This window comes from Streptomyces sp. NPDC004435, assembly GCF_042873895.1.
GTDB lineage: Bacteria > Actinomycetota > Actinomycetes > Streptomycetales > Streptomycetaceae > Streptomyces.
Map to the genome: position 1 here is coordinate 90,426 of NZ_JBIAMB010000007.1, position 18,235 is coordinate 108,660.

Sequence of the window (18,235 nt, forward strand, 5' to 3'; positions counted from 1 at the left end):
TGCTACCGGGCGGTTCGGCCCCGCGAGGTCGGCCCGTCCGGACTACCGGGCGGTTCAGCCCAGGGAGGTCATGACGTGCTTGATGCGCGTGTAGTCCTCGAAGCCGTACGCGGAGAGGTCCTTGCCGTAGCCGGACTTCTTGAAGCCGCCGTGGGGCATCTCGGCGACGAGCGGGATGTGGGTGTTGATCCACACGCAGCCGAAGTCGAGGGACCGGGACATGCGCATGGCGCGCTGGTGGTCCTTGGTCCAGACGGAGGAGGCGAGGGCGTACTCGACGCCGTTCGCGTACTCCAGGGCCTGGGCCTCGTCCGTGAAGGACTGGACGGTGATGACCGGGCCGAAGACCTCGTTCTGGACGATCTCGTCGTCCTGCTCGAGGCCGGAGACGACGGTCGGGGCGTAGAAGTAGCCCTTGTCGCCGACGCGGTGGCCGCCGGCCTCGACCTTGGCGTGGGCCGGGAGGCGGTCGATGAAGCCGGTGACCTGCTTCAGCTGGTTGGCGTTGTTCAGCGGGCCGTAGAGCACGTCCTCGTCGTCCGGCTGACCCGTCTTCGTCTCGGCGGCGGCCTTGGCGAGGGCGGCGACGAACTCGTCGTGGATCGACTCGTGGACGAGCACGCGGGTCGCGGCCGTACAGTCCTGGCCCGCGTTGAAGAAGCCGGCGACGGAGATGTCCTCGACGGCCTTGTCGATGTCGGTGTCCTCGAAGACCACGACGGGGGCCTTGCCGCCCAGCTCCAGGTGGACGCGCTTGACGTCCTTGGCCGCCGATTCGGCGACCTGCATGCCGGCCCGGACCGAGCCGGTGATGGAGGCCATCGCCGGGGTCGGGTGCTCGACCATGGCGCGGCCCGTCTCGCGGTCGCCGCAGAGGACGTTGAAGACGCCCTTGGGGACGATCGAGCCGATGATCTCGGCCATCAGGACCGTGGAGGCGGGGGTGGTGTCCGAGGGCTTGAGGACGACCGTGTTGCCCGCGGCGAGGGCCGGGGCGAACTTCCAGACGGCCATCATCATCGGGTAGTTCCACGGCGCGACCTGGGCGCAGACGCCCACCGGCTCGCGGCGGATGATGGAGGTCATGCCCTCCATGTACTCGCCGGCGGAGCGGCCTTCGAGGAGACGGGCGGCGCCCGCGAAGAAGCGGATCTGGTCCACCATCGGGGGCACCTCCTCGCTCGCGACGAGGGCGGTCGGCTTGCCGGTGTTGAGGACCTCGGCGGCGATGAGCTCGTCGGCGCGCTCCTCGAAGGCGTCGGCGATCTTGAGGAGCACCTTCTGGCGCTCGGACGGCGTGGTGTCGCGCCAGGCGGGGAAGGCGGCCGCGGCGGCCTCCATGGCGGCGTCGACGTCGGCCTGGCCGGAGAGCGGGGAGGTCGCGTACACCTCGCCGGTGGCCGGGTTGATCACCTCGATGGTGCGGCCGTCGGTCGCGTCGCGGAACTCTCCGTCGATGTAGTTGCGCAGCCGGCGCAGCTCGGTGGTCACTTGCCACCCCTCCTGTCACGTTCTGTCTTCGCACGACGTTGTGCGCTGTCCCGATGGGTGAGACACCCCAGCCTACTTCTTCGGCTGACGCTTTCAACAGCCCCGGAGCCCTTCGACTTCGGATTCGGTGCCCGGAAGGCCTTCGAACAACGAATTACATCGCTCTGGGGTTGCGCGACGGTGCATCTCGGTGCACAGTGAGGACGTGGCCAGTCGAAGCACAGACTCCAGAACCGGAACCGGTTCGTCCCCGACGATCGATGCCGTCTCCCTGGCGATCATCGAGCAGCTCCAGGAGGACGGCCGCCGCCCCTACGCCGCCATCGGCAAGGCCGTCGGCCTCTCCGAGGCGGCCGTGCGGCAGCGCGTCCAGAAGCTCCTCGACCAGGGCGTCATGCAGATCGTCGCCGTCACCGACCCGCTCACCGTGGGCCTCCGGCGGCAGGCGATGGTCGGCATCCACGTCGAGGGTGACCTGGATCCGGTCGCGGAAGCGCTGACGGACATGCCCGAGTGCGAGTACGTGGTGATGACCGCGGGCTCGTTCGACCTGATGGTGGAGATCGTCTGCGAGGACGACGACCACCTTCTCGAAGTCATCAACAAGCGGATCCGCACGCTCCCCGGCGTGCGCTCCACCGAGAGCTTCGTTTACCTGAAGCTCAAGAAGCAGACCTACATGTGGGGAACCCGATAACCGTGACCCAGGACCTCTCCAAGACTGCCTACGACCACCTGTGGATGCACTTCACCCGCATGTCGTCGTACGAGAACAGCCCCGTCCCCACCATCGTCCGCGGTGAGGGCACCTACATCTTCGACGACAAGGGCAAGCGCTACCTCGACGGTCTCGCGGGCCTCTTCGTGGTCAACGCCGGTCACGGCCGCCAGGAGCTGGCCGAGGTCGCGTACAAGCAGGCCCAGGAGCTCGCCTTCTTCCCGGTGTGGTCCTACGCCCACCCGAAGGCCGTGGAGCTGGCCGAGCGCCTCGCGCACTACGCCCCGGGCGACCTCAACAAGGTCTTCTTCACCACCGGTGGCGGCGAGGCCGTCGAGACCGCGTGGAAGCTCGCCAAGCAGTACTTCAAGCTGCAGGGCAAGCACACCAAGTACAAGGTCATCTCGCGTGCGGTCGCCTACCACGGCACCCCGCAGGGCGCCCTGTCCATCACCGGCCTGCCGGCCCTGAAGGCCCCCTTCGAGCCGCTGGTCCCCGGCGCGCACAAGGTGCCGAACACCAACATCTACCGCGCCCCGATCCACGGCGACGACCCCGAGGCCTTCGGCCGCTGGGCCGCCGACCAGATCGAGCAGCAGATCCTCTTCGAGGGCCCCGAGACCGTCGCGGCCGTCTTCCTGGAGCCGGTGCAGAACGCCGGCGGCTGCTTCCCGCCGCCGCCCGGCTACTTCCAGCGCGTCCGCGAGATCTGCGACCAGTACGACGTGCTCCTCGTCTCCGACGAGACGATCTGCGCCTTCGGCCGCCTCGGCACCATGTTCGCCTGTGACAAGTTCGGCTACGTGCCCGACATGATCACCTGCGCCAAGGGCATGACCTCGGGCTACTCCCCGATCGGCGCCTGCATCGTCTCGGACCGCATCGCGGAGCCGTTCTACAAGGGCGACAACACCTTCCTGCACGGCTACACCTTCGGTGGCCACCCGGTGTCCTCGGCGGTCGCCATCGCCAACCTGGACATCTTCGACAAGGAGGGCCTCAACCAGCACGTCCTGGACAACGAGGGCGCCTTCTTCTCGACGCTGCAGAAGCTGCACGACCTGCCGATCGTCGGCGACGTCCGCGGCAACGGCTACTTCTACGGCATCGAGCTCGTCAAGGACAAGGTCACCAAGGAGTCCTTCACGGACGAGGAGACCGAGCGCGTCCTGTACGGCTTCCTGTCCAAGGCGCTCTTCGAGAACGGCCTGTACTGCCGGGCCGACGACCGCGGCGACCCGGTCATCCAGCTGGCCCCGCCGCTCATCGCCGACCAGGGCACCTTCGACGAGATCGAGGGCATCCTGCGCACGGTGCTGACCGAGGCGTGGACCAAGCTCTGAGTCCACCGGGAACCCTCCCCCGAGGTTCCCGCCCCCACGCCGCCCTCACGGCGTGACCCCGGCCCGGGCATGCCGCCATCCGAGTGGATGGCGGCGGCCCGGGCCGCGTGCTGTCCGTACAAACGGATCCGAATACTTACGGTGCCCAGTGACCGACAGGCCCGACCCTCGTTCCCCCGGACGGGGGAACGCAAGAATCGGATCCGACATCGAGGTGTACGCGATGGCCCCACCGGACAACGACGTGCTCTGGGCGCGTTCCCTGCACTGCACTCTGAGCGGCACGGAGGCCCTCAGCGGCGTCTCCGTCGGCGTCCGCGAGGGCGAGATCCTCGCCGTCACCGGACCCCGCGGCAGCGGCAAGACCACCCTGCTGCGCTGCCTCTCCGGCGAACTCCTCGCCCAGCGGGGCGAGGTCTGGTTCAACAGCTCCCCGGTCCACACCCTCCCCCCGGCCCGCCGCGAACAGCTCCGCCGCGAACGCTTCGGCTGGATCGGCCCCGACGACGGCCTCGTCCCCGAACTCACCGCCTGGGAGAACACCGCCCTCCCCCTGCTGCTCCGCGGCGTCCCCCACAAGGCCGCGAAGACCGCCGCCGGCGAATGGCTCGAGCGCCTCGACATCGGCGGCTGCCCCCGCACCCGCCCGCACGGCCTGACCCGCTCCCAGCGCCAGCGCGTCTCCATCGCCCGCGCGCTCGCCGCCGGACCGACCGTCCTCTTCGCCGACGAACCCACCGCCGCCCTGCACCGGGCCGACGGCGCACAGGTGCTCCGCACCCTCACCGCGGCCGCCCGCTCGCACGGCATCACCGTGCTCCTCGCCACCCACGACGGCGAGGTCGCGGCGCTCGCCGACCGCACGGTCACCCTCCTCGACGGACGCCGGGCCGGCAGCGTGCCGCCCGCCACGGGGGCGGAGGGCGTCGCGGCGTGCTCGCTCTCCGTCTAGTCCGCGGCTCCCACCCGCTGGTCCAGCTGCGGCGGCTCCTCGTCGCCGCGGCCGCCGCCGGCGTGGGCTTCCTGCTGCTGTGCACCCTCGGCTACGCCGTCGGCCATCCCGAGCACTCCTCCGCCTCCGTGCTGCGGCTGCTCTGGTGCGCGCTGCCGATCGCCGCCACCGTCCAGTTCGCCGTCGCCGTCGCCCGCACCGACCCGGCCACCCGCCCCCGACCCGGCCTCTCCTCCATCGGCCTCGGCCCGGCCCGGCTCACCGCCATCGCCGCCACCTCGACCGCGGTCGCCTGCACCCTCGGCTCCATGGTCGCCCTCCTCGTCTACCTGCACCTGCGCGGCGACATCACCGGCCTCCCCTTCGACGGCGCCGCCGCCGGCCTCCTCGCCGCCGGACAACCGCTCCCGCTCGCCGCCGCCCTCACCCTCCTCGCGATCGTGCCCGTCGCCGGCGCCACCACCGCCGGCCTCGCCCTGCGCCCCCGCACCCGCACCCCCGCACCCGAAGGCGCCGCCCGGCCCGTCCCCACCGGCCTCCCCTGGGGCGTGGCACTCATCGCCGCCGGCCTCGCCGTGGAGACGTACGCGGGCCGCGGCGGCGGGGACGGCGTCGCCCTGCCCGGCCGCTTCGACGGCTCCCCCGCCGGCGTCCTCGCCGGCTGGATCCTCACCGCCGCGGGCCTCGCCCTCGCCGGACCCGGCCTCACCCACCTGAGCGGCCGGCTCCTCCAGGCCGCCCGGCCCGGAGCCGTACGCCTCCTCGCCGGCCGCGTCCTCATGGACGAGGCCCACCGCATCGGCCGCCCCCTCGGCGTGGTCAGCGCGGTGCTCTCGGGCGCCCTCGCCGCCGCCACGGTCCACGCGGCCTCCGACGGCGGCACCGCCTTCGGACCGCTCACCGGCCTCGGCGCCGGCGTCGTCGTGGCCTGCACCACGGCGACCCTCCTCACCGCCTCCCTGGAGTCCCGCCAGGGCCGGGCCCGCACCACGGAGGCGCTGGCCCGGATCGGCGCCCCGCCGACCGTGCTCCGCACCGCCGCCCTGCTGCGCGCCGCCGCGCTGCTCGCCGTCTTCCTCCCCCTCACCTGGCTCATCGGAGAACTCGCCGCCCTGCCGCTGACCGCCTGATCCCCGACCGCGTCGGGACGGGAGGCCACGTCGCCACGGGCCGCCTATCGTGGGCCCATGGCGACGCCCCCACCACCGCGTCCGCGGGGACACGGCCGCGAGATCCACACCCTGGACGAGTTCGACGCGTCGCTCGCCCGGCCCGGCGGCCTCTCCGGCCTGCGGGTCCAGTCCGTCGACCTCACCGACCGCACCTTCGCCCTCCTCGCCTCCCCCACCGCCGCCACCGTCTTCCTCGGCTGCGCCATGGAGCCGGAGGCGGCGGTCAAGGTCCGGGCCGACGGCGCGCTGGTCTTCCCGCCCGTCCCCGACCTCCCCTTCGACCCGTACCGCAGCCGGCTCTACACCCCGGACGAGCTGTACGAGGGCGTCACCGCCGCCGGCGGCTACCCGGCCACCCCCGACGCCCTCTCCTACGCCTGGTTCGGCGCCACCCGCGCCGACGGCGACGTCTTCTCCTCGATGCTCCGCTCGATCCACGACGACGCCGTCGGCGACGCCCTCGACGAGCACCTCACCGGCCGGCCGGTCGTCGGCGTCATGGGCGGCCACGCCATGGGCCGGGGCACCGAGGCGTACGCGGGCGCCGCCCGCCTCGGGCGCTCCCTGGCCCGCGCCGGCCACACCGTGGCGACCGGCGGCGGCCCCGGCGCGATGGAGGCCGCCAACCTCGGCGCGTACACCGCCCCCCTCGCCGACCGGGCCCTCACCGACGCCCTCGCCCTCCTCGCGGAGACCCCCTCCTTCACCCCCTCGGTGACCGAGTGGGCCCGCGCCGCCTTCCGCGTACGGGCGCTGCTGCCCGGAGGCGGCGACTCGATCGGCATCCCCACCTGGTTCTACGGCCACGAACCGCCCAACGCCTTCGCCGGCCACATCGCCAAGTACTTCGCCAACGCCCTGCGCGAGGACGGCCTCCTGGCCCGCTCCACCGCCGGCGTCGTCTTCCTCCCCGGCGCCGCCGGCACCGTCCAGGAGATCTTCGACAACGCCACCCCCAACTACTACGGCTCCCTGGGCGACCCCACGCCCATGGTCCTCGTCGACCGCGCCCACTGGACCACCCGGCTCCCCGCCTGGCCCCTCCTGGAGACCCTGGCCGCCGACCGCCCGATGGCCGCCCGGATCGCCCTGGTCGACTCCGTCGACGAGGCCCCGGCCGCGCTCGAACGCCTCGGGGCCGGATAGCCGTGCCCCGCCCGCCGGAACCGATCCCCACCCGCTACGCCGGGCCGAGACCCTCCCCGTCCAGCACGACGACCTCCTCCGCCCGGAACGCCACCGCCACCTCGGCGCCCACCTCCGGCACCTCCCGCAGCGGGAGCTCCGCCTCCAGCGGCGGCCCGTCCGCCGGACGCAGCACCACCGACACGTGATGGCCCCGGAAGGTCCGCGACTCGACCCGGCAGACCAGCCCCTCGCCCGCCGGCCGGACCCCCGCCGGGCGCACCAGCAGCGTCCGCTCCCCCTGCGGCGAACCCTCCGGGACCGGCACCCGGCCCCACACCGTCTCCGCCACCGCACCGGACACCGTCGCCGGCACCACGTTCTCGAAGCCCAGGAAGCGCGCCACGAACTCCGACGCGGGCCGCTGCCACACCTCCACCGGCGGCCCCGACTGGGCGATCCGCCCGTCCCGCATCACGACCACCCGGTCCGCGAGCGCGAACGCCTCCCCCTGGTCGTGCGTCACCGCGAGCACCGTCGTCCCCAGCCGCCCGAACAGCGACCGCAGCTCCACCACCAGCCGCTCCCGCAGCCCCCGGTCCAACTGCCCCAGCGGCTCGTCCAGCATCAGCAGCCGGGGCCGCGGCGCCAGCGCCCGCGCCAGCGCCACCCGCTGCTGCTCGCCGCCCGACAGCGCGGCCACCGACCGGCCTCCGGCACCCGGCAGACCCACCAGCTCCAGCAGCTCCGCGACCCGCGCGGCCCGCTCGTCCTTCGCCACGCCGTGCATCCGCGGCCCGAAGGCCACGTTCCCGGCGACGTCCCGCTGCGGGAACAGCTGGTGGTCCTGGAACATCAGTCCCACCCCCCGCCGGTGCACCGGCACCCCCGCCTGGTCGGCACCGGCGAGCAGCACCCGCCCCTCGTCCAGCGCCTGGAGCCCCGCGACCGCCCGCAGCAGCGTCGACTTCCCGGACCCGCTCGGCCCCAGCACACACACGATCTCGTGCTCGGCGACCTCCAGGTCCACCGCGTCTAGCACCGCCCGCGCCCCGAACCGCACCGTCGCACCCTCAAGGACCAGCATCAGAACTCCCCGGTGGTCCGCTCGGTCCGCAGCCGCTCCAGGAGCAGCAGCGACACCGCGCACACCACCATCAGAATCGTCGACAGGGCCATCGCCTGCCCGTAGTTGAGCTCCCCCGGCCGGCCGAGCAGCCGCGCCACCGCCACCGGCAGCGTCGGATTGTCGGGCCGGGCGATGAAGACGGTCGCGCCGAACTCGCCGAGCGACACCGCGAACGCGAACCCCGCCGCGATCAGCAGCGCCCGCCGCACCAGCGGCAGGTCCACCTCACGCCACGCCCGCCACGGCGACGCCCCCAGCACCGCCGCCGCCTCCCGCAGCCTCTGGTCCACCGCCCGCAGCACCGGCAGCATCGTCCGCACCACGAACGGCACACCGACCAGCGCCTGCGCCAGCGGCACCAGGATCCAGCTGGCCCGCAGATCGAACGGCGGCTCGTCGAGCGTGATCAGGAACCCGAAGCCCACCGTCACCGCCGACACCCCCAGCGGCAGCATCAGCAGCGCGTCGAAGCCCCGCACCAACCGCCCCGCGCGCCTCGTCAGCGCCGCCGCCGCGAGCCCCCCGATCACCACCGCGATCGCGGTCGCCGCGACCGCGTACCGCAGCGAGTTCCCGACCGCCTCCAGCGGCGGCACCAGGAACGTCCCCGCCTCGTCCAGCGAGCCCAGCGCCCGGTAGTAGCGCAGCCCGTACCCCTCCGGCGTGGCGAAGGACCGCTCCACCAGCGTCCCGAGCGGCAGCAGGATCAGCACCGCCACCGACACCAGCACCCCGGCGAGCAGCGCCCACTGGCCGAAGCCGCGCGGCCGCCGCGCGGTCAGCTCCGGGGAGACCAGCCGCAGCGCCGTCTCCCGCCGCCGCACCGTCCGCGCGTGCACCGCGAGGATCGCGCCGACCGCCACGAACTGCACCAGCGTCAGCACGGCCGCCGTCCGCAGGTCGAGCAGCCGGGCCGTCTGCCGGTAGATCTCCGCCTCCAGCGTCGTGTACGCGTCCCCGCCGAGGATCTGCACGACGCCGAACGACGTGAAGGTGAAAAGGAAGACCATCAGCGCCGCCGCCGACACCGCCGGCACCAGCGCCGGCAGCGTCACCGACCGCCACGCCGTCCACCGCGACGCGCCGAGCACCCGCGCCGCCTCCTCCTGCCGGGGATCGAGCTGCGCCCACAGCCCGCCGACCGTCCGGACGACGACCGCGTAGTTGAAGAAGACGTGCGCGAGGAGGATCGCCCACACCGTCGTGTCGAGCCGCAGTCCCCACAGCGCGTCGGTGAACCCGCCCCGCCCCACGAGCGCCAGGAACGCGGTGCCGACCAGCACGGTCGGCAGCACGAACGGCACCGTGACGACCGCCCGCAGCACGCTCTTCCCCGGGAAGTCGAAACGGGCGAAGACATACGCCCCCGGCAGCGCCACCAGCAGCGTCAGACCGGTGGAGGCGGCCGCCTGCCACACCGTGAAGCCGAACACGCCGAGGATGTCCGACCGGCCCAGCGTCGCCCCGATCACGCCCAGGTCCCAGGCACCGGACGGCCGCAGCCCGCGTTCGACGATCGACACGACGGGCCAGGCGAAGAAGACCGCGAAGAACGCGACCGGCAGGACCATCAGGCCCAGCCGCGCCGCGCTCCCCTTGCGGTCACGCCTCACTTGAGGAGCGACGACCACTGCTGGATCCACGCCTCACGCTTCTCGGCGATCTTCTCCGGCGCCATCGTCTGCGGCTTCTCCACGACCACGCCGTGCTTCGTGAACAGCTCCGGCAGGGTCGCGTCCTTCGCCACCGGGTTCACGAACATCTGGAGCGGCATGTCGTCCTGGAACTTCTTCGAGATCAGGAAGTCGATGAGCGCCTTCCCGCCCTCGGGGTTCTTCGCCCCGTGCAGCAGCCCCGCGAACTCGATCTGCCGGAAGCAGGTACCGGCGGACACCCCGGTCGGGGCCTCCTTCGGCTGCGGCTCCGCGTACAGCACCTCCACCGGCGGGCTGGAGGCGTAGGAGACGACCAGCGGACGGTCGCCCTTGGCCTCCTTGCCGCCGGCCGAGCCGGAGAACTCCTGGTTGTAGGCGAGCTCCCAGCTGTCGACGGTCTTCACGCCGTTCGCCTTCAGCTTCTTCCAGTAGTCCTGCCAGCCGTCGTCGCCGTACTGCGCGACCGTGCCGAGGAGGAAGCCGAGGCCCGGGGAGGACCGCTCGGGGTTCTCCACCACCAGCAGGTCCTTGTACTCCGGCTTCGCGAGGTCGTCGAAGGTCTGCGGCGGCGCCAGCTTCTTGTCCGCGAAGTACTTCTTGTCGTAGTTGACGCAGATGTCGCCGGTGTCGATCGGCGTGACCCGCTGCTCCTTGTCGAGCCGGAAGGCCGCCGGGACCCGGTCCAGGCCCTTCGCCTCGTACGTCTCGAAGATGCCGTTGTCGAGGGCGCGGGAGAGCAGCGTGTTGTCGACGCCGAAGAAGACGTCGCCCTGCGGGGAGCCCTTGGTCAGGATCTCCTTGTTGACGGCCTCGCCCGCGTCGCCGGCCTTCAGCACCTTCACGGTGAAGCCGGTCTGCTTCGTGAACTCCGCCAGCACCTCCTTGGAGGCGTTGAAGGAGTCGTGGCTCACGAGGGTCACGGTCTTCGGCGCCGGCTTCCCCGTCTTGCCCGCGGCTTCGCGGACGTCCTCGGTGGAGCAGGCGGCGAGGCTCGTGACGCCGAGCGCCGCGACCAGCGCGGCGGCGGCTGCCTTCTTGATGTGCATCGGTTGTCCTCCTGGGTGGGACCAGGAAGAGACGCGGCCCTGCCCGCGGCCGGGAGACCGGACGCGGGCAGGGCGCAACAGCTCGAGTTACGACCGAACTTCCTACCCAGAATGACCTGGGCAAGGTTCAGAGGGTCTGCGGTCTACGGTTACCGCACTCTCAGCGCTGTGGCGCTCCCCTGTCGGAATATGCAGGTGTGTTCGAGCACAGAGTACAAGGTCAGCGCTCGGAGGCCGCCAGCTGCCCACAGGCACCGTCGATCTCCTGGCCCCGGGTGTCACGGACGGTGACGGGAACGCCGTGGCGGGCGATGGCGTCGACGAACGCCTTCTCGTCCTCGGGGCGCGACGCGGTCCACTTCGAACCCGGCGTCGGGTTCAGCGGGATCAGGTTGACGTGCACCCGCTTGCCCTTGAGCAGCTTGCCCAGCAGGTCGCCCCGCCAGGCCTGGTCGTTGATGTCCCGGATGAGGGCGTACTCGATGGAGATCCGGCGCCCGGACTTCTCGGCGTACTCCCAGGCCGCGTCCAGCACCTCCCGCACCTTCCAGCGCGTGTTCACCGGCACCAGCGTGTCCCGCAGCTCGTCGTCCGGCGCGTGCAGCGACACCGCGAGCCGGCACTTGAAGCCCTCGTCGGCGAAGCGCAGCATCGCCGGCACCAGGCCCACCGTGGACACGGTGATCCCCCGCTGGGAGATCCCGAGACCGTCCGGCTCCGGGTCGGTCAGGCGGCGGATGGCGCCGACGACCCGCTTGTAGTTGGCGAGCGGCTCGCCCATCCCCATGAACACGATGTTCGACAGGCGCGCCGGACCGCCCGGCACCTCCCCGTCGCGCAGCGCCCGCATGCCGTCCACGATCTGGTGCACGATCTCGGCGGTCGACAGGTTCCGGTCGAGGCCCGCCTGCCCGGTCGCGCAGAACGGACAGTTCATGCCGCAGCCGGCCTGCGACGAGATGCACATCGTCACCCGGTCCGGGTAGCGCATCAGCACCGACTCGACGAGGGTGCCGTCGTGCAGCCGCCACAGCGTCTTACGGGTGGTGTCGTCGTCGCACGAGATGTGCCGCACCACCGACATCAGGTCCGGCAGCAGCTCCCCGGCCAGCTTCTCCCGCGAGGCGGCGGGGATGTCGGTCCACGCCGCCGGGTCGTGCGCGTACCGGGAGAAGTAGTGGGTCGACAGCTGCTTGGCGCGGAAGGGCTTCTCGCCGATCGCGGCGACGGCCTCCTTCCGCTCCGCGGGCGAGAGGTCGGCGAGGTGCCGCGGCGGCTTCTTGACTCCGCGCGGGGCGACGAAAGTGAGTTCTCCGGGGGCCGGACGAGCCACGGCGGCGTCTCTCCTCAAACAGGCACGAGGTCGGACGTCCCGCGACGGCGGGGAGCACGGCACGGCGGTGCCGGAGCGACCTCACTGGACCGTCCCCGCGGCGGCGAGGACGACGAAAGGGCCCGGGACACACGCCCCGAGCCCTTCCAGAGTACCCGCTGTCCGTCAACCCTCTCCGACGGAGATCCCGACCGGCCGGCCGGTCGGCGGCCGCCGTCGGACGGCGCGGGCGGAACGCCCGCTCAGCCCGTGCCCACGAACAGCGCGAGCAGCAGCCACACCACCGGCGCCGTCGGCAGCAGCGAGTCGAGGCGGTCCATGATGCCGCCGTGACCGGGGAGCAGCGTCCCCATGTCCTTGATGCCCAGGTCCCGCTTGATCATCGACTCGCCGAGGTCGCCGAGCGTCGCGCTCGCCGCCACCGCGAGGCCGAGGACGAGCCCCTGCCACCAGGTGCCGCCGTCGATCAGGAACTGCATGCACAGCGCGCCGGCCGCCATCGCGAAGGCCACCGCGCCGAACAGGCCCTCGCGGGTCTTGCCGGGGCTGATCCGCGGCGCCAGCTTGTGCTTGCCGAACCGCCAGCCGACCGCGTACGCGCCGGTGTCGCTGACCACCGTGAGCAGCAGGAAGGTCAGCACCCTCCACGGCCCGTCGTCGGCGGTCAGCAGCAGCGCCACGAAGGTCGCCAGGAACGGCACGTAGAACGCGGCGAAGACACCCGCCGTGACGTCCTTCAGATACCCCTCGGGGGGTTCCGTCATCCGCCAGACGAGCACCGCGAGCGCCGTCAGGGCCATCGCGACCCAGGCGCCCTCGGGGCCCCGCACGTACCCGGCGACGACCATCGCCGCGCCGCCGACCGCGAGCGGCACCAGCGGCGCCTTGATCGCCTTGCGCTCCTGGAGCCGGGAGGTCAGCTCCCACAGACCGACGACCACCGCCACCGCTATGACGCCGATGAAGGCCGGCGGCCAGATGAACAGCGACACGATGATCACTGCCCCGAGACCGACGCCGACCCCTATGGCCGCGCCCAGGTCCCGGCCCGCGCTCTTCTTCTGCCGCGGCGCGGGGGCCGGGGCCGGCGGAGGAGGCGGGACGGGGCTGGGCATGGGCTCCTGCGGGTGCTCGTGCGGCGTCTCGTCACGGAACAGGGGGCCGCCCGGGTGAGCGGCCCCCCGACCGTGTCCGTCCTGGAATCCGCCGGCGGGTACGTCGGGCACGATGGGCATGGGGCGAGTCTGCGCTGCCCGGTGCCGATCGTGGGCGGGACCCGCCGGGGCAGGCCCCTGGTCGGGTCCGCCGAGACCTGAACCGGCCGTCGGCGCCCCCCAGGAAGAGTCGTTCATCAGACCTCGAGCAGCTCGGCTTCCTTGTGCTTCAGCAGCTCGTCCACCTGCGTGACGTACTTCGCGGTGGTGTCGTCGAGCTCCTTCTCCGCGCGGCGGCCCTCGTCCTCACCGACCTCGCCGTCCTTGACGAGCTTGTCGATGGTCTCCTTGGCCTTGCGGCGCACGGAGCGGATCGAGATCTTGGAGTCCTCGGCCTTGCCCTTGGCGACCTTGATGTACTCCCTGCGGCGCTGCTCGGTCAGCTCGGGGAACACCACACGGATGATGCTGCCGTCGTTGCTCGGGTTGACGCCGAGGTCCGAGTCGCGGATGGCCTGCTCGATGTTGCGCAGCGCGCTCTTGTCGAACGGGGTCACCACGGCCATGCGCGGCTCCGGCACCGAGAACGAGGCCAGCTGGTTGATGGGGGTGAGGGCGCCGTAGTAGTCGGCCACGATCTTGTTGAACATCGCCGGGTGCGCACGGCCGGTGCGGATCGCGGCGAAGTCCTCCTTGGCGACCACGACGGCCTTCTCCATCTTCTCCTCGGCCTCGAGGAGGGTCTCTTCGATCACCACTTGCTCCTGCGTGTCGTCGCGTTGTGTCCTGCACGGTGTACGACCGGCAGGGCTGTCGTCCAGCCCCGTGAGGGGCTGTTCCCGGTGGGAGACGTGCTCAGGCCCGGGTGCCCTGGTCGCTCACGAGCGTGCCGATCTTCTCACCTGTCACGGCGCGCGCGATATTGCCCTCGGTGAGGAGTTCGAAGACGAGGATCGGGAGCTTGTTGTCGCGGCACAGCGTGATGGCCGTGGCGTCCGCGACCTTGAGGTCGCGGGTGATGACCTCGCTGTACTCCAGCGCGTCGAACCTGACCGCGGCGGGGTTGGTCCTCGGGTCGGAGTCGTAGACGCCGTCCACGCCGTTCTTGCCCATGAGGAGCGCCTCGGCGTCGATCTCCAGGGCGCGCTGGGCGGCGGTGGTGTCCGTGGAGAAGTACGGCATGCCCATGCCGGCGCCGAAGATGACCACGCGGCCCTTCTCCAGGTGGCGGACGGCGCGCAGCGGGATGTACGGCTCGGCCACCTGGCCCATGGTGATGGCCGTCTGCACTCGCGAGTCGATGCCCTCCTTCTCCAGGAAGTCCTGGAGGGCGAGGCAGTTCATCACGGTGCCGAGCATGCCCATGTAGTCGGAGCGGGCCCGGTCCATGCCGCGCTGCTGGAGCTCGGCTCCGCGGAAGAAGTTGCCGCCGCCGATCACGATCGCGATCTGAGCGCCGTCTCGGACGACGGCCGCGATCTCACGCGCGATGGCGTGCACGACGTCGGGGTCGACACCGAGACCTGTACCGCCGGAGAACGCCTCCCCGGACAGCTTCAGCATGTAGCGGCCGAGCTTCTTGCCGCTGTTGTCGTCGCCCTGTACGGCGCCCTGATTCATGGAGATCTCCTCGTGCACATACGAAGGAGGCCATTGCCTTGGGTCCTCGTGGGTTTCCCGTACGGCAATGGCCTCCTCGTCACATCTGCGGTCGTCCCGCACGGGGCGGGACGACTGTCTCAGACCCTACCCGGGTCCGGTGTCCGTCGCGTCGGCGAAGGACTCAGATGCCGACCTTGATGCGGCTGAAGCGCTTCAGGGTGACACCGGCCTCGTCCAGGATCTGCTGGACGGACTTCTTGTTGTCCAGCGCGTACGGCTGGCCGAGCAGCGTGGCGTCCTTGAAGAAGCCGTTCACGCGACCCTCGACGATCTTGGCGATCGCGGCCTCGGGCTTGCCCTCGGCGCGGGTGGTCTCCTCGGCGATGCGACGCTCGGACTCGACGACCTCGGCCGGGACGTCCTCACGGGTGAGGTACTTCGGCGCGAAGGCGGCGATGTGCTGCGCGACACCCTTGGCGACCTCGGCGTTCTCCTTGTCGAGCTCGACGAGGACACCGATCTGCGGCGGGAGGTCCGGCATGGTGCGGTGCATGTACGCGGCGACGTAGCCGTCGGCGTAGGCAGCGAAGCGGTCCAGGACGATCTTCTCGCCGAGGTTGGCGTTGGCCTCGTCCACGAAGGCCTGCACGGTCTTGCCGGCCTCGATCTCGGAGGCGAGCAGGGCCGCGATGTCGGCCGGCTTGGTCTCGGCGACGTGGGCGGCGAGCGCGTTGGCGACGGCGAGGAACTTGTCACCCTTGGCGACGAAGTCCGTCTCGCACTTCAGCTCGACGATGACACCGGAGGTGTTGTCGTCGGCGATGAGGGAGACCACGGCGCCGTTCTCGGCCGAGCGGCCCTCGCGCTTGGCGACACCCTTCTGGCCCTTGATGCGCAGGGCCTCGACGGCCTTGTCGACGTCGCCGCCGGCCTCTTCGAGGGCCTTCTTGCAGTCCATCATGCCGGCGCCGGTGAGCTCACGGAGCTTCTTGACGTCAGCGGCGGTGTAGTTCGCCATGAGTCTGTTTCTCTCTCGAAGTCAGAAAGATCTACGAAGATCTACGGCGGGACGGCGGGGGCTTCATGGGCCCCCGCCGTCACCTCCGTGGTGTTCCGGAGTGCGGAAGGGTCAGGCCTGCTCGGCCGGAGCGTCAGCCTCGGCCGCGGCCGGAGCCTCAACCTCGGCCTCGACGGCCTTCTCGGTCTCGGCGGAGGCCTGGACCTCGGCACCGGCCTCGTCGGCCTTCTTCTCGCCCTCGAGCAGGTCGCGCTCCCACTCGGCGAGCGGCTCGCCGGCGGCCTTCTCGCCCGGCTTCGAGTCACCGGTCGCGGCACCGGAACGGGCGATGAGGCCCTCGGCGACGGCGTCGGCGATCACGCGGGTGAGCAGGGTGACGGAGCGGATCGCGTCGTCGTTGCCCGGGATCTTGTAGTCGACCTCGTCGGGGTCGCAGTTGGTGTCGAGGATCGCGACGACCGGGATGTTGAGCTTGCGAGCCTCGCCGACGGCGATGTGCTCCTTCTTGGTGTCGACGATCCAGACGGCGCTCGGCACCTTCTGCATCTCGCGGATACCACCGAGGGTCTTCTCCAGCTTGGCCTTCTCGCGCGAGAGGACCAGGAGCTCCTTCTTGGTGAGACCCGAGGCCGCGACGTCCTCGAAGTCGATCTGCTCAAGCTCCTTGAGGCGCTGCAGACGCTTGTAGACGGTCGAGAAGTTGGTGAGCATGCCACCGAGCCAACGCTGGTTGACGTACGGCATGCCGACACGCGTCGCCTGCTCGGCGATGGCCTCCTGGGCCTGCTTCTTCGTACCGACGAACATGACGGAGCCACCGTGGGCCACCGTCTCCTTGACGAACTCGTAGGCGCGGTCGATGTACGACAGCGACTGGAGCAGGTCGATGATGTAGATGCCGTTGCGCTCGGTGAAGATGAAGCGCTTCATCTTCGGGTTCCAGCGACGGGTCTGGTGACCGAAGTGGACGCCGCTCTCCAGCAGCTCCCGCATCGTGACGACGGCCATGGCCATCTCCTTGGGTTTCTCGGTTGTGTTCCTGACGCCCCGGCGCGCCGTGCCACGAAGGACCGAAAGGCGCTGCCACCGTGCTCTGCGAGACGAGTGGCGGGGCGTGCGAAGTCGACCCGGTGACCCGGGTCGCCATAGGAAGTGTACGGGACCCCGGGAGCGCCGGGTGACGGCACCGTCCACAGGCCGCCCGTTGTCCACAGAAACCCGCCACCCCCGTCACCGACCGTACGCACCGGGCACGCTCACCCCATGCACACGACGACACTCCTCCTCGCCCTCACCCTCTGGTGGCCCCTCGGCCCACCCGCCCCCGACATCCTCCGCCCCTGGAAACCCCCCGCCGGCCCCTACGCCGCAGGCCACCGCGGCATCGACCTGGCAGCCCCCGAAGGCACCACCGTCCACGCCCCCGCCACCGGCACCGTCACCTTCGCCGGCCCGGTGGGCGGCCGAGGCACCCTCACCCTCACCCTCCCCGGCACCGGCACACCCCCGCTCCGCACCACCTTCACCCCCGTCACCCCCCTGGCCCGCACCGGCGACCACATCCGCGCCGGAGACCCCCTCGCCACCGTCGCCCCCGGCACCCACTGCCCCCGCTCCTGCCTCCACTGGGGCCTCCTCCGAGGCGACCAGTACCTCGACCCGCTGACACTGCTGAGGAGGTCACCGTCACGACTGCTCCCGTTGACGGAATGAACGGAACCGGGCCGAGCCGGACCGAGTCGAGCCCGGTCGAGTCGAGCTGAGCCGGGACAGGCCTAGTCGTGCCCGGCCTGGTCGTGGCCGGCTGAGGCGTGCCTGGCCTAGTCGAGCTGAGTCGAACGCACGGAGGGGGGTGGGGAGGGTGGGGGCGGGGGGGAGGGGGGAGGGGGCCCCATGGTTCGGGCGGAGAGGACGGGAGGGGGCAGGTGTGTCAGGTGTTGGGGCCCGTGACGCCGTGGAGGGCCATGGTGACGGCGGCTTCGGCGATGCTGTCGGGGTCTTCGGCGGCGCCGAGTTCGATGCGGCGGACGGCGGCGTCGACGACGCCCTGGAGGAGCATGGCACCGAGGCGGGGTTCGGTCATGCCGAGGTCGGCGAGGGCGGTGACGACCATGGCGACGAGACCGCCGTGGGCGGCGCGGATCTTCTCGCGGGCTCCGTCGTCGAGTTCTCCGGCGGAGATGGCGACGACGGCGCGGTGGCGCCGGTCGCCGACGAGCTCCAGCTGCTTGCGGACGTAGGCGGCGACCTTGGCCTCGGGGGTGTCCGCGTCGGCCATGGCGAGTTCGACCTCGGCGGCCCAGACGGGGAAGTCGACCGCGCACAGTTCCTCGACGACGGCGGCGCGGGAGCGGAAGTACTCGTAGACCGACGAACGCGCGAGGCCGGTGCGCTCGGCGAGTGCGGGGAAGGTCAGCGCCTCCGTCCCGCCCTCGGACAGCAGCGATCGCGCGGCGTCCAGCAGGGCGCCGCGTTGCATGGTCCGGTGCTCGGCCAC

General features: G+C 71.5%; 17 protein-coding genes and 1 riboswitch. Of the genes, 6 read left to right on the forward strand and 11 right to left on the reverse strand.

Annotated elements, in window-relative coordinates; genetic code table 11:
• Positions 1–54: 54 nt before the first annotated feature.
• The gene (locus ACFYT9_RS14395; RefSeq protein ID WP_389163477.1) at positions 55–1,491 is read right to left on the reverse strand and encodes a gamma-aminobutyraldehyde dehydrogenase; all 1,437 of its coding nucleotides are present in this window, start codon (positions 1,489–1,491) and stop codon (positions 55–57) included.
• A 205-nt stretch (positions 1,492–1,696) separates the two neighbouring features.
• Here ACFYT9_RS14395 and ACFYT9_RS14400 point away from each other — a divergent pair, with 205 nt between their 5' ends.
• From ACFYT9_RS14400 to ACFYT9_RS14420, 5 genes are all read left to right on the forward strand, one after another.
• Positions 1,697–2,188 carry an Lrp/AsnC family transcriptional regulator gene (locus ACFYT9_RS14400; RefSeq protein WP_234338256.1) on the forward strand — a complete coding sequence of 164 codons (492 nt, stop codon included), beginning with the start codon at positions 1,697–1,699 and terminating at the stop codon, positions 2,186–2,188.
• A complete protein-coding gene (locus tag ACFYT9_RS14405; protein ID WP_376605240.1) occupies positions 2,173–3,552 on the forward strand; it encodes an aspartate aminotransferase family protein in 1,380 nt (459 codons plus the stop codon). Before ACFYT9_RS14400 ends, ACFYT9_RS14405 begins: the two co-directional genes overlap by 16 nt.
• 223 nt (positions 3,553–3,775) lie before the next feature.
• On the forward strand, positions 3,776–4,504 hold the full coding sequence (locus ACFYT9_RS14410; protein WP_389163480.1) for an ABC transporter ATP-binding protein: 729 nt from the start codon (positions 3,776–3,778) through the stop codon (positions 4,502–4,504).
• Entirely contained in the window at positions 4,486–5,634 is a 1,149-nt protein-coding gene (locus ACFYT9_RS14415; protein ID WP_389163482.1) for a hypothetical protein, read from the forward strand. Before ACFYT9_RS14410 ends, ACFYT9_RS14415 begins: the two co-directional genes overlap by 19 nt.
• A gap of 57 nt (positions 5,635–5,691) precedes the next feature.
• Entirely contained in the window at positions 5,692–6,822 is a 1,131-nt protein-coding gene (locus tag ACFYT9_RS14420) for an LOG family protein (RefSeq protein WP_389163484.1), read from the forward strand.
• A 34-nt stretch (positions 6,823–6,856) separates the two neighbouring features.
• On the opposite strand, the gene ACFYT9_RS14425 is transcribed toward ACFYT9_RS14420, so the two are convergent.
• From ACFYT9_RS14425 to rpsB, 9 genes are all read right to left on the reverse strand, one after another.
• Positions 6,857–7,888 carry an ABC transporter ATP-binding protein gene (locus ACFYT9_RS14425; protein ID WP_389163487.1) on the reverse strand — a complete coding sequence of 344 codons (1,032 nt, stop codon included), beginning with the start codon at positions 7,886–7,888 and terminating at the stop codon, positions 6,857–6,859.
• Positions 7,888–9,501 (reverse strand): ABC transporter permease, encoded by a 1,614-nt coding sequence (locus ACFYT9_RS14430; protein ID WP_387276377.1) that lies wholly within the window; start codon positions 9,499–9,501, stop codon positions 7,888–7,890. Before ACFYT9_RS14430 ends, ACFYT9_RS14425 begins: the two co-directional genes overlap by 1 nt.
• A gap of 38 nt (positions 9,502–9,539) precedes the next feature.
• Complete coding sequence (locus ACFYT9_RS14435; protein WP_389163490.1) at positions 9,540–10,631, reverse strand: thiamine ABC transporter substrate binding subunit; 1,092 nt, start codon at positions 10,629–10,631, stop codon at positions 9,540–9,542.
• Between the two features lie 81 nt (positions 10,632–10,712).
• A riboswitch (TPP riboswitch) is annotated at positions 10,713–10,822 on the reverse strand.
• 29 nt (positions 10,823–10,851) lie between these two features.
• Positions 10,852–11,964, reverse strand: coding sequence for a 23S rRNA (adenine(2503)-C(2))-methyltransferase RlmN (rlmN, locus tag ACFYT9_RS14440; protein WP_376600587.1), 1,113 nt, complete (start codon positions 11,962–11,964; stop codon positions 10,852–10,854).
• A 242-nt stretch (positions 11,965–12,206) separates the two neighbouring features.
• Entirely contained in the window at positions 12,207–13,316 is a 1,110-nt protein-coding gene (locus ACFYT9_RS14445; RefSeq protein WP_376600589.1) for a phosphatidate cytidylyltransferase, read from the reverse strand.
• Positions 13,316–13,873 carry a ribosome recycling factor gene (gene frr / locus ACFYT9_RS14450; protein WP_376600591.1) on the reverse strand — a complete coding sequence of 186 codons (558 nt, stop codon included), beginning with the start codon at positions 13,871–13,873 and terminating at the stop codon, positions 13,316–13,318. Before frr ends, ACFYT9_RS14445 begins: the two co-directional genes overlap by 1 nt.
• A 100-nt stretch (positions 13,874–13,973) precedes the next feature.
• Positions 13,974–14,738 carry a UMP kinase gene (gene pyrH / locus ACFYT9_RS14455; protein ID WP_360314445.1) on the reverse strand — a complete coding sequence of 255 codons (765 nt, stop codon included), beginning with the start codon at positions 14,736–14,738 and terminating at the stop codon, positions 13,974–13,976.
• Between the two features lie 163 nt (positions 14,739–14,901).
• The gene (gene tsf, locus ACFYT9_RS14460; RefSeq protein WP_376600594.1) at positions 14,902–15,738 is read right to left on the reverse strand and encodes a translation elongation factor Ts; all 837 of its coding nucleotides are present in this window, start codon (positions 15,736–15,738) and stop codon (positions 14,902–14,904) included.
• 111 nt (positions 15,739–15,849) lie between these two features.
• Positions 15,850–16,746, reverse strand: coding sequence for a 30S ribosomal protein S2 (gene rpsB, locus ACFYT9_RS14465; protein WP_389163494.1), 897 nt, complete (start codon positions 16,744–16,746; stop codon positions 15,850–15,852).
• A 255-nt stretch (positions 16,747–17,001) separates the two neighbouring features.
• On the opposite strand from rpsB, the gene ACFYT9_RS14470 reads away from it, so the two are divergent.
• On the forward strand, positions 17,002–17,451 hold the full coding sequence (locus ACFYT9_RS14470; protein ID WP_376600597.1) for a murein hydrolase activator EnvC family protein: 450 nt from the start codon (positions 17,002–17,004) through the stop codon (positions 17,449–17,451).
• A 217-nt stretch (positions 17,452–17,668) separates the two neighbouring features.
• On the opposite strand, the gene ACFYT9_RS14475 is transcribed toward ACFYT9_RS14470, so the two are convergent.
• A complete protein-coding gene (locus ACFYT9_RS14475; RefSeq protein WP_387274858.1) occupies positions 17,669–18,235 on the reverse strand; it encodes a TetR/AcrR family transcriptional regulator in 567 nt (188 codons plus the stop codon).

Excerpts from the sequence above, each read along its gene's own strand:
- ACFYT9_RS14420 (WP_389163484.1), top strand. The coding sequence starts at position 5,692 with ATGGCGACGCCCCCACCACCGCGTCCGCGGGGACACGGCCGCGAGATC.
- ACFYT9_RS14410 (WP_389163480.1), top strand. The coding sequence starts at position 3,776 with ATGGCCCCACCGGACAACGACGTGCTCTGGGCGCGTTCCCTGCACTGC.
- ACFYT9_RS14445 (WP_376600589.1), bottom strand. The coding sequence starts at position 13,316 with ATGAACGACTCTTCCTGGGGGGCGCCGACGGCCGGTTCAGGTCTCGGC.
- tsf (WP_376600594.1), bottom strand. The coding sequence starts at position 15,738 with ATGGCGAACTACACCGCCGCTGACGTCAAGAAGCTCCGTGAGCTCACC.
- ACFYT9_RS14430 (WP_387276377.1), bottom strand. The coding sequence starts at position 9,501 with ATGGTCCTGCCGGTCGCGTTCTTCGCGGTCTTCTTCGCCTGGCCCGTC.
- rpsB (WP_389163494.1), bottom strand. The coding sequence starts at position 16,746 with ATGGCCGTCGTCACGATGCGGGAGCTGCTGGAGAGCGGCGTCCACTTC.
- ACFYT9_RS14435 (WP_389163490.1), bottom strand. The coding sequence starts at position 10,631 with ATGCACATCAAGAAGGCAGCCGCCGCCGCGCTGGTCGCGGCGCTCGGC.
- ACFYT9_RS14470 (WP_376600597.1), top strand. The coding sequence starts at position 17,002 with ATGCACACGACGACACTCCTCCTCGCCCTCACCCTCTGGTGGCCCCTC.
- pyrH (WP_360314445.1), bottom strand. The coding sequence starts at position 14,738 with ATGAATCAGGGCGCCGTACAGGGCGACGACAACAGCGGCAAGAAGCTC.
- ACFYT9_RS14425 (WP_389163487.1), bottom strand. The coding sequence starts at position 7,888 with ATGCTGGTCCTTGAGGGTGCGACGGTGCGGTTCGGGGCGCGGGCGGTG.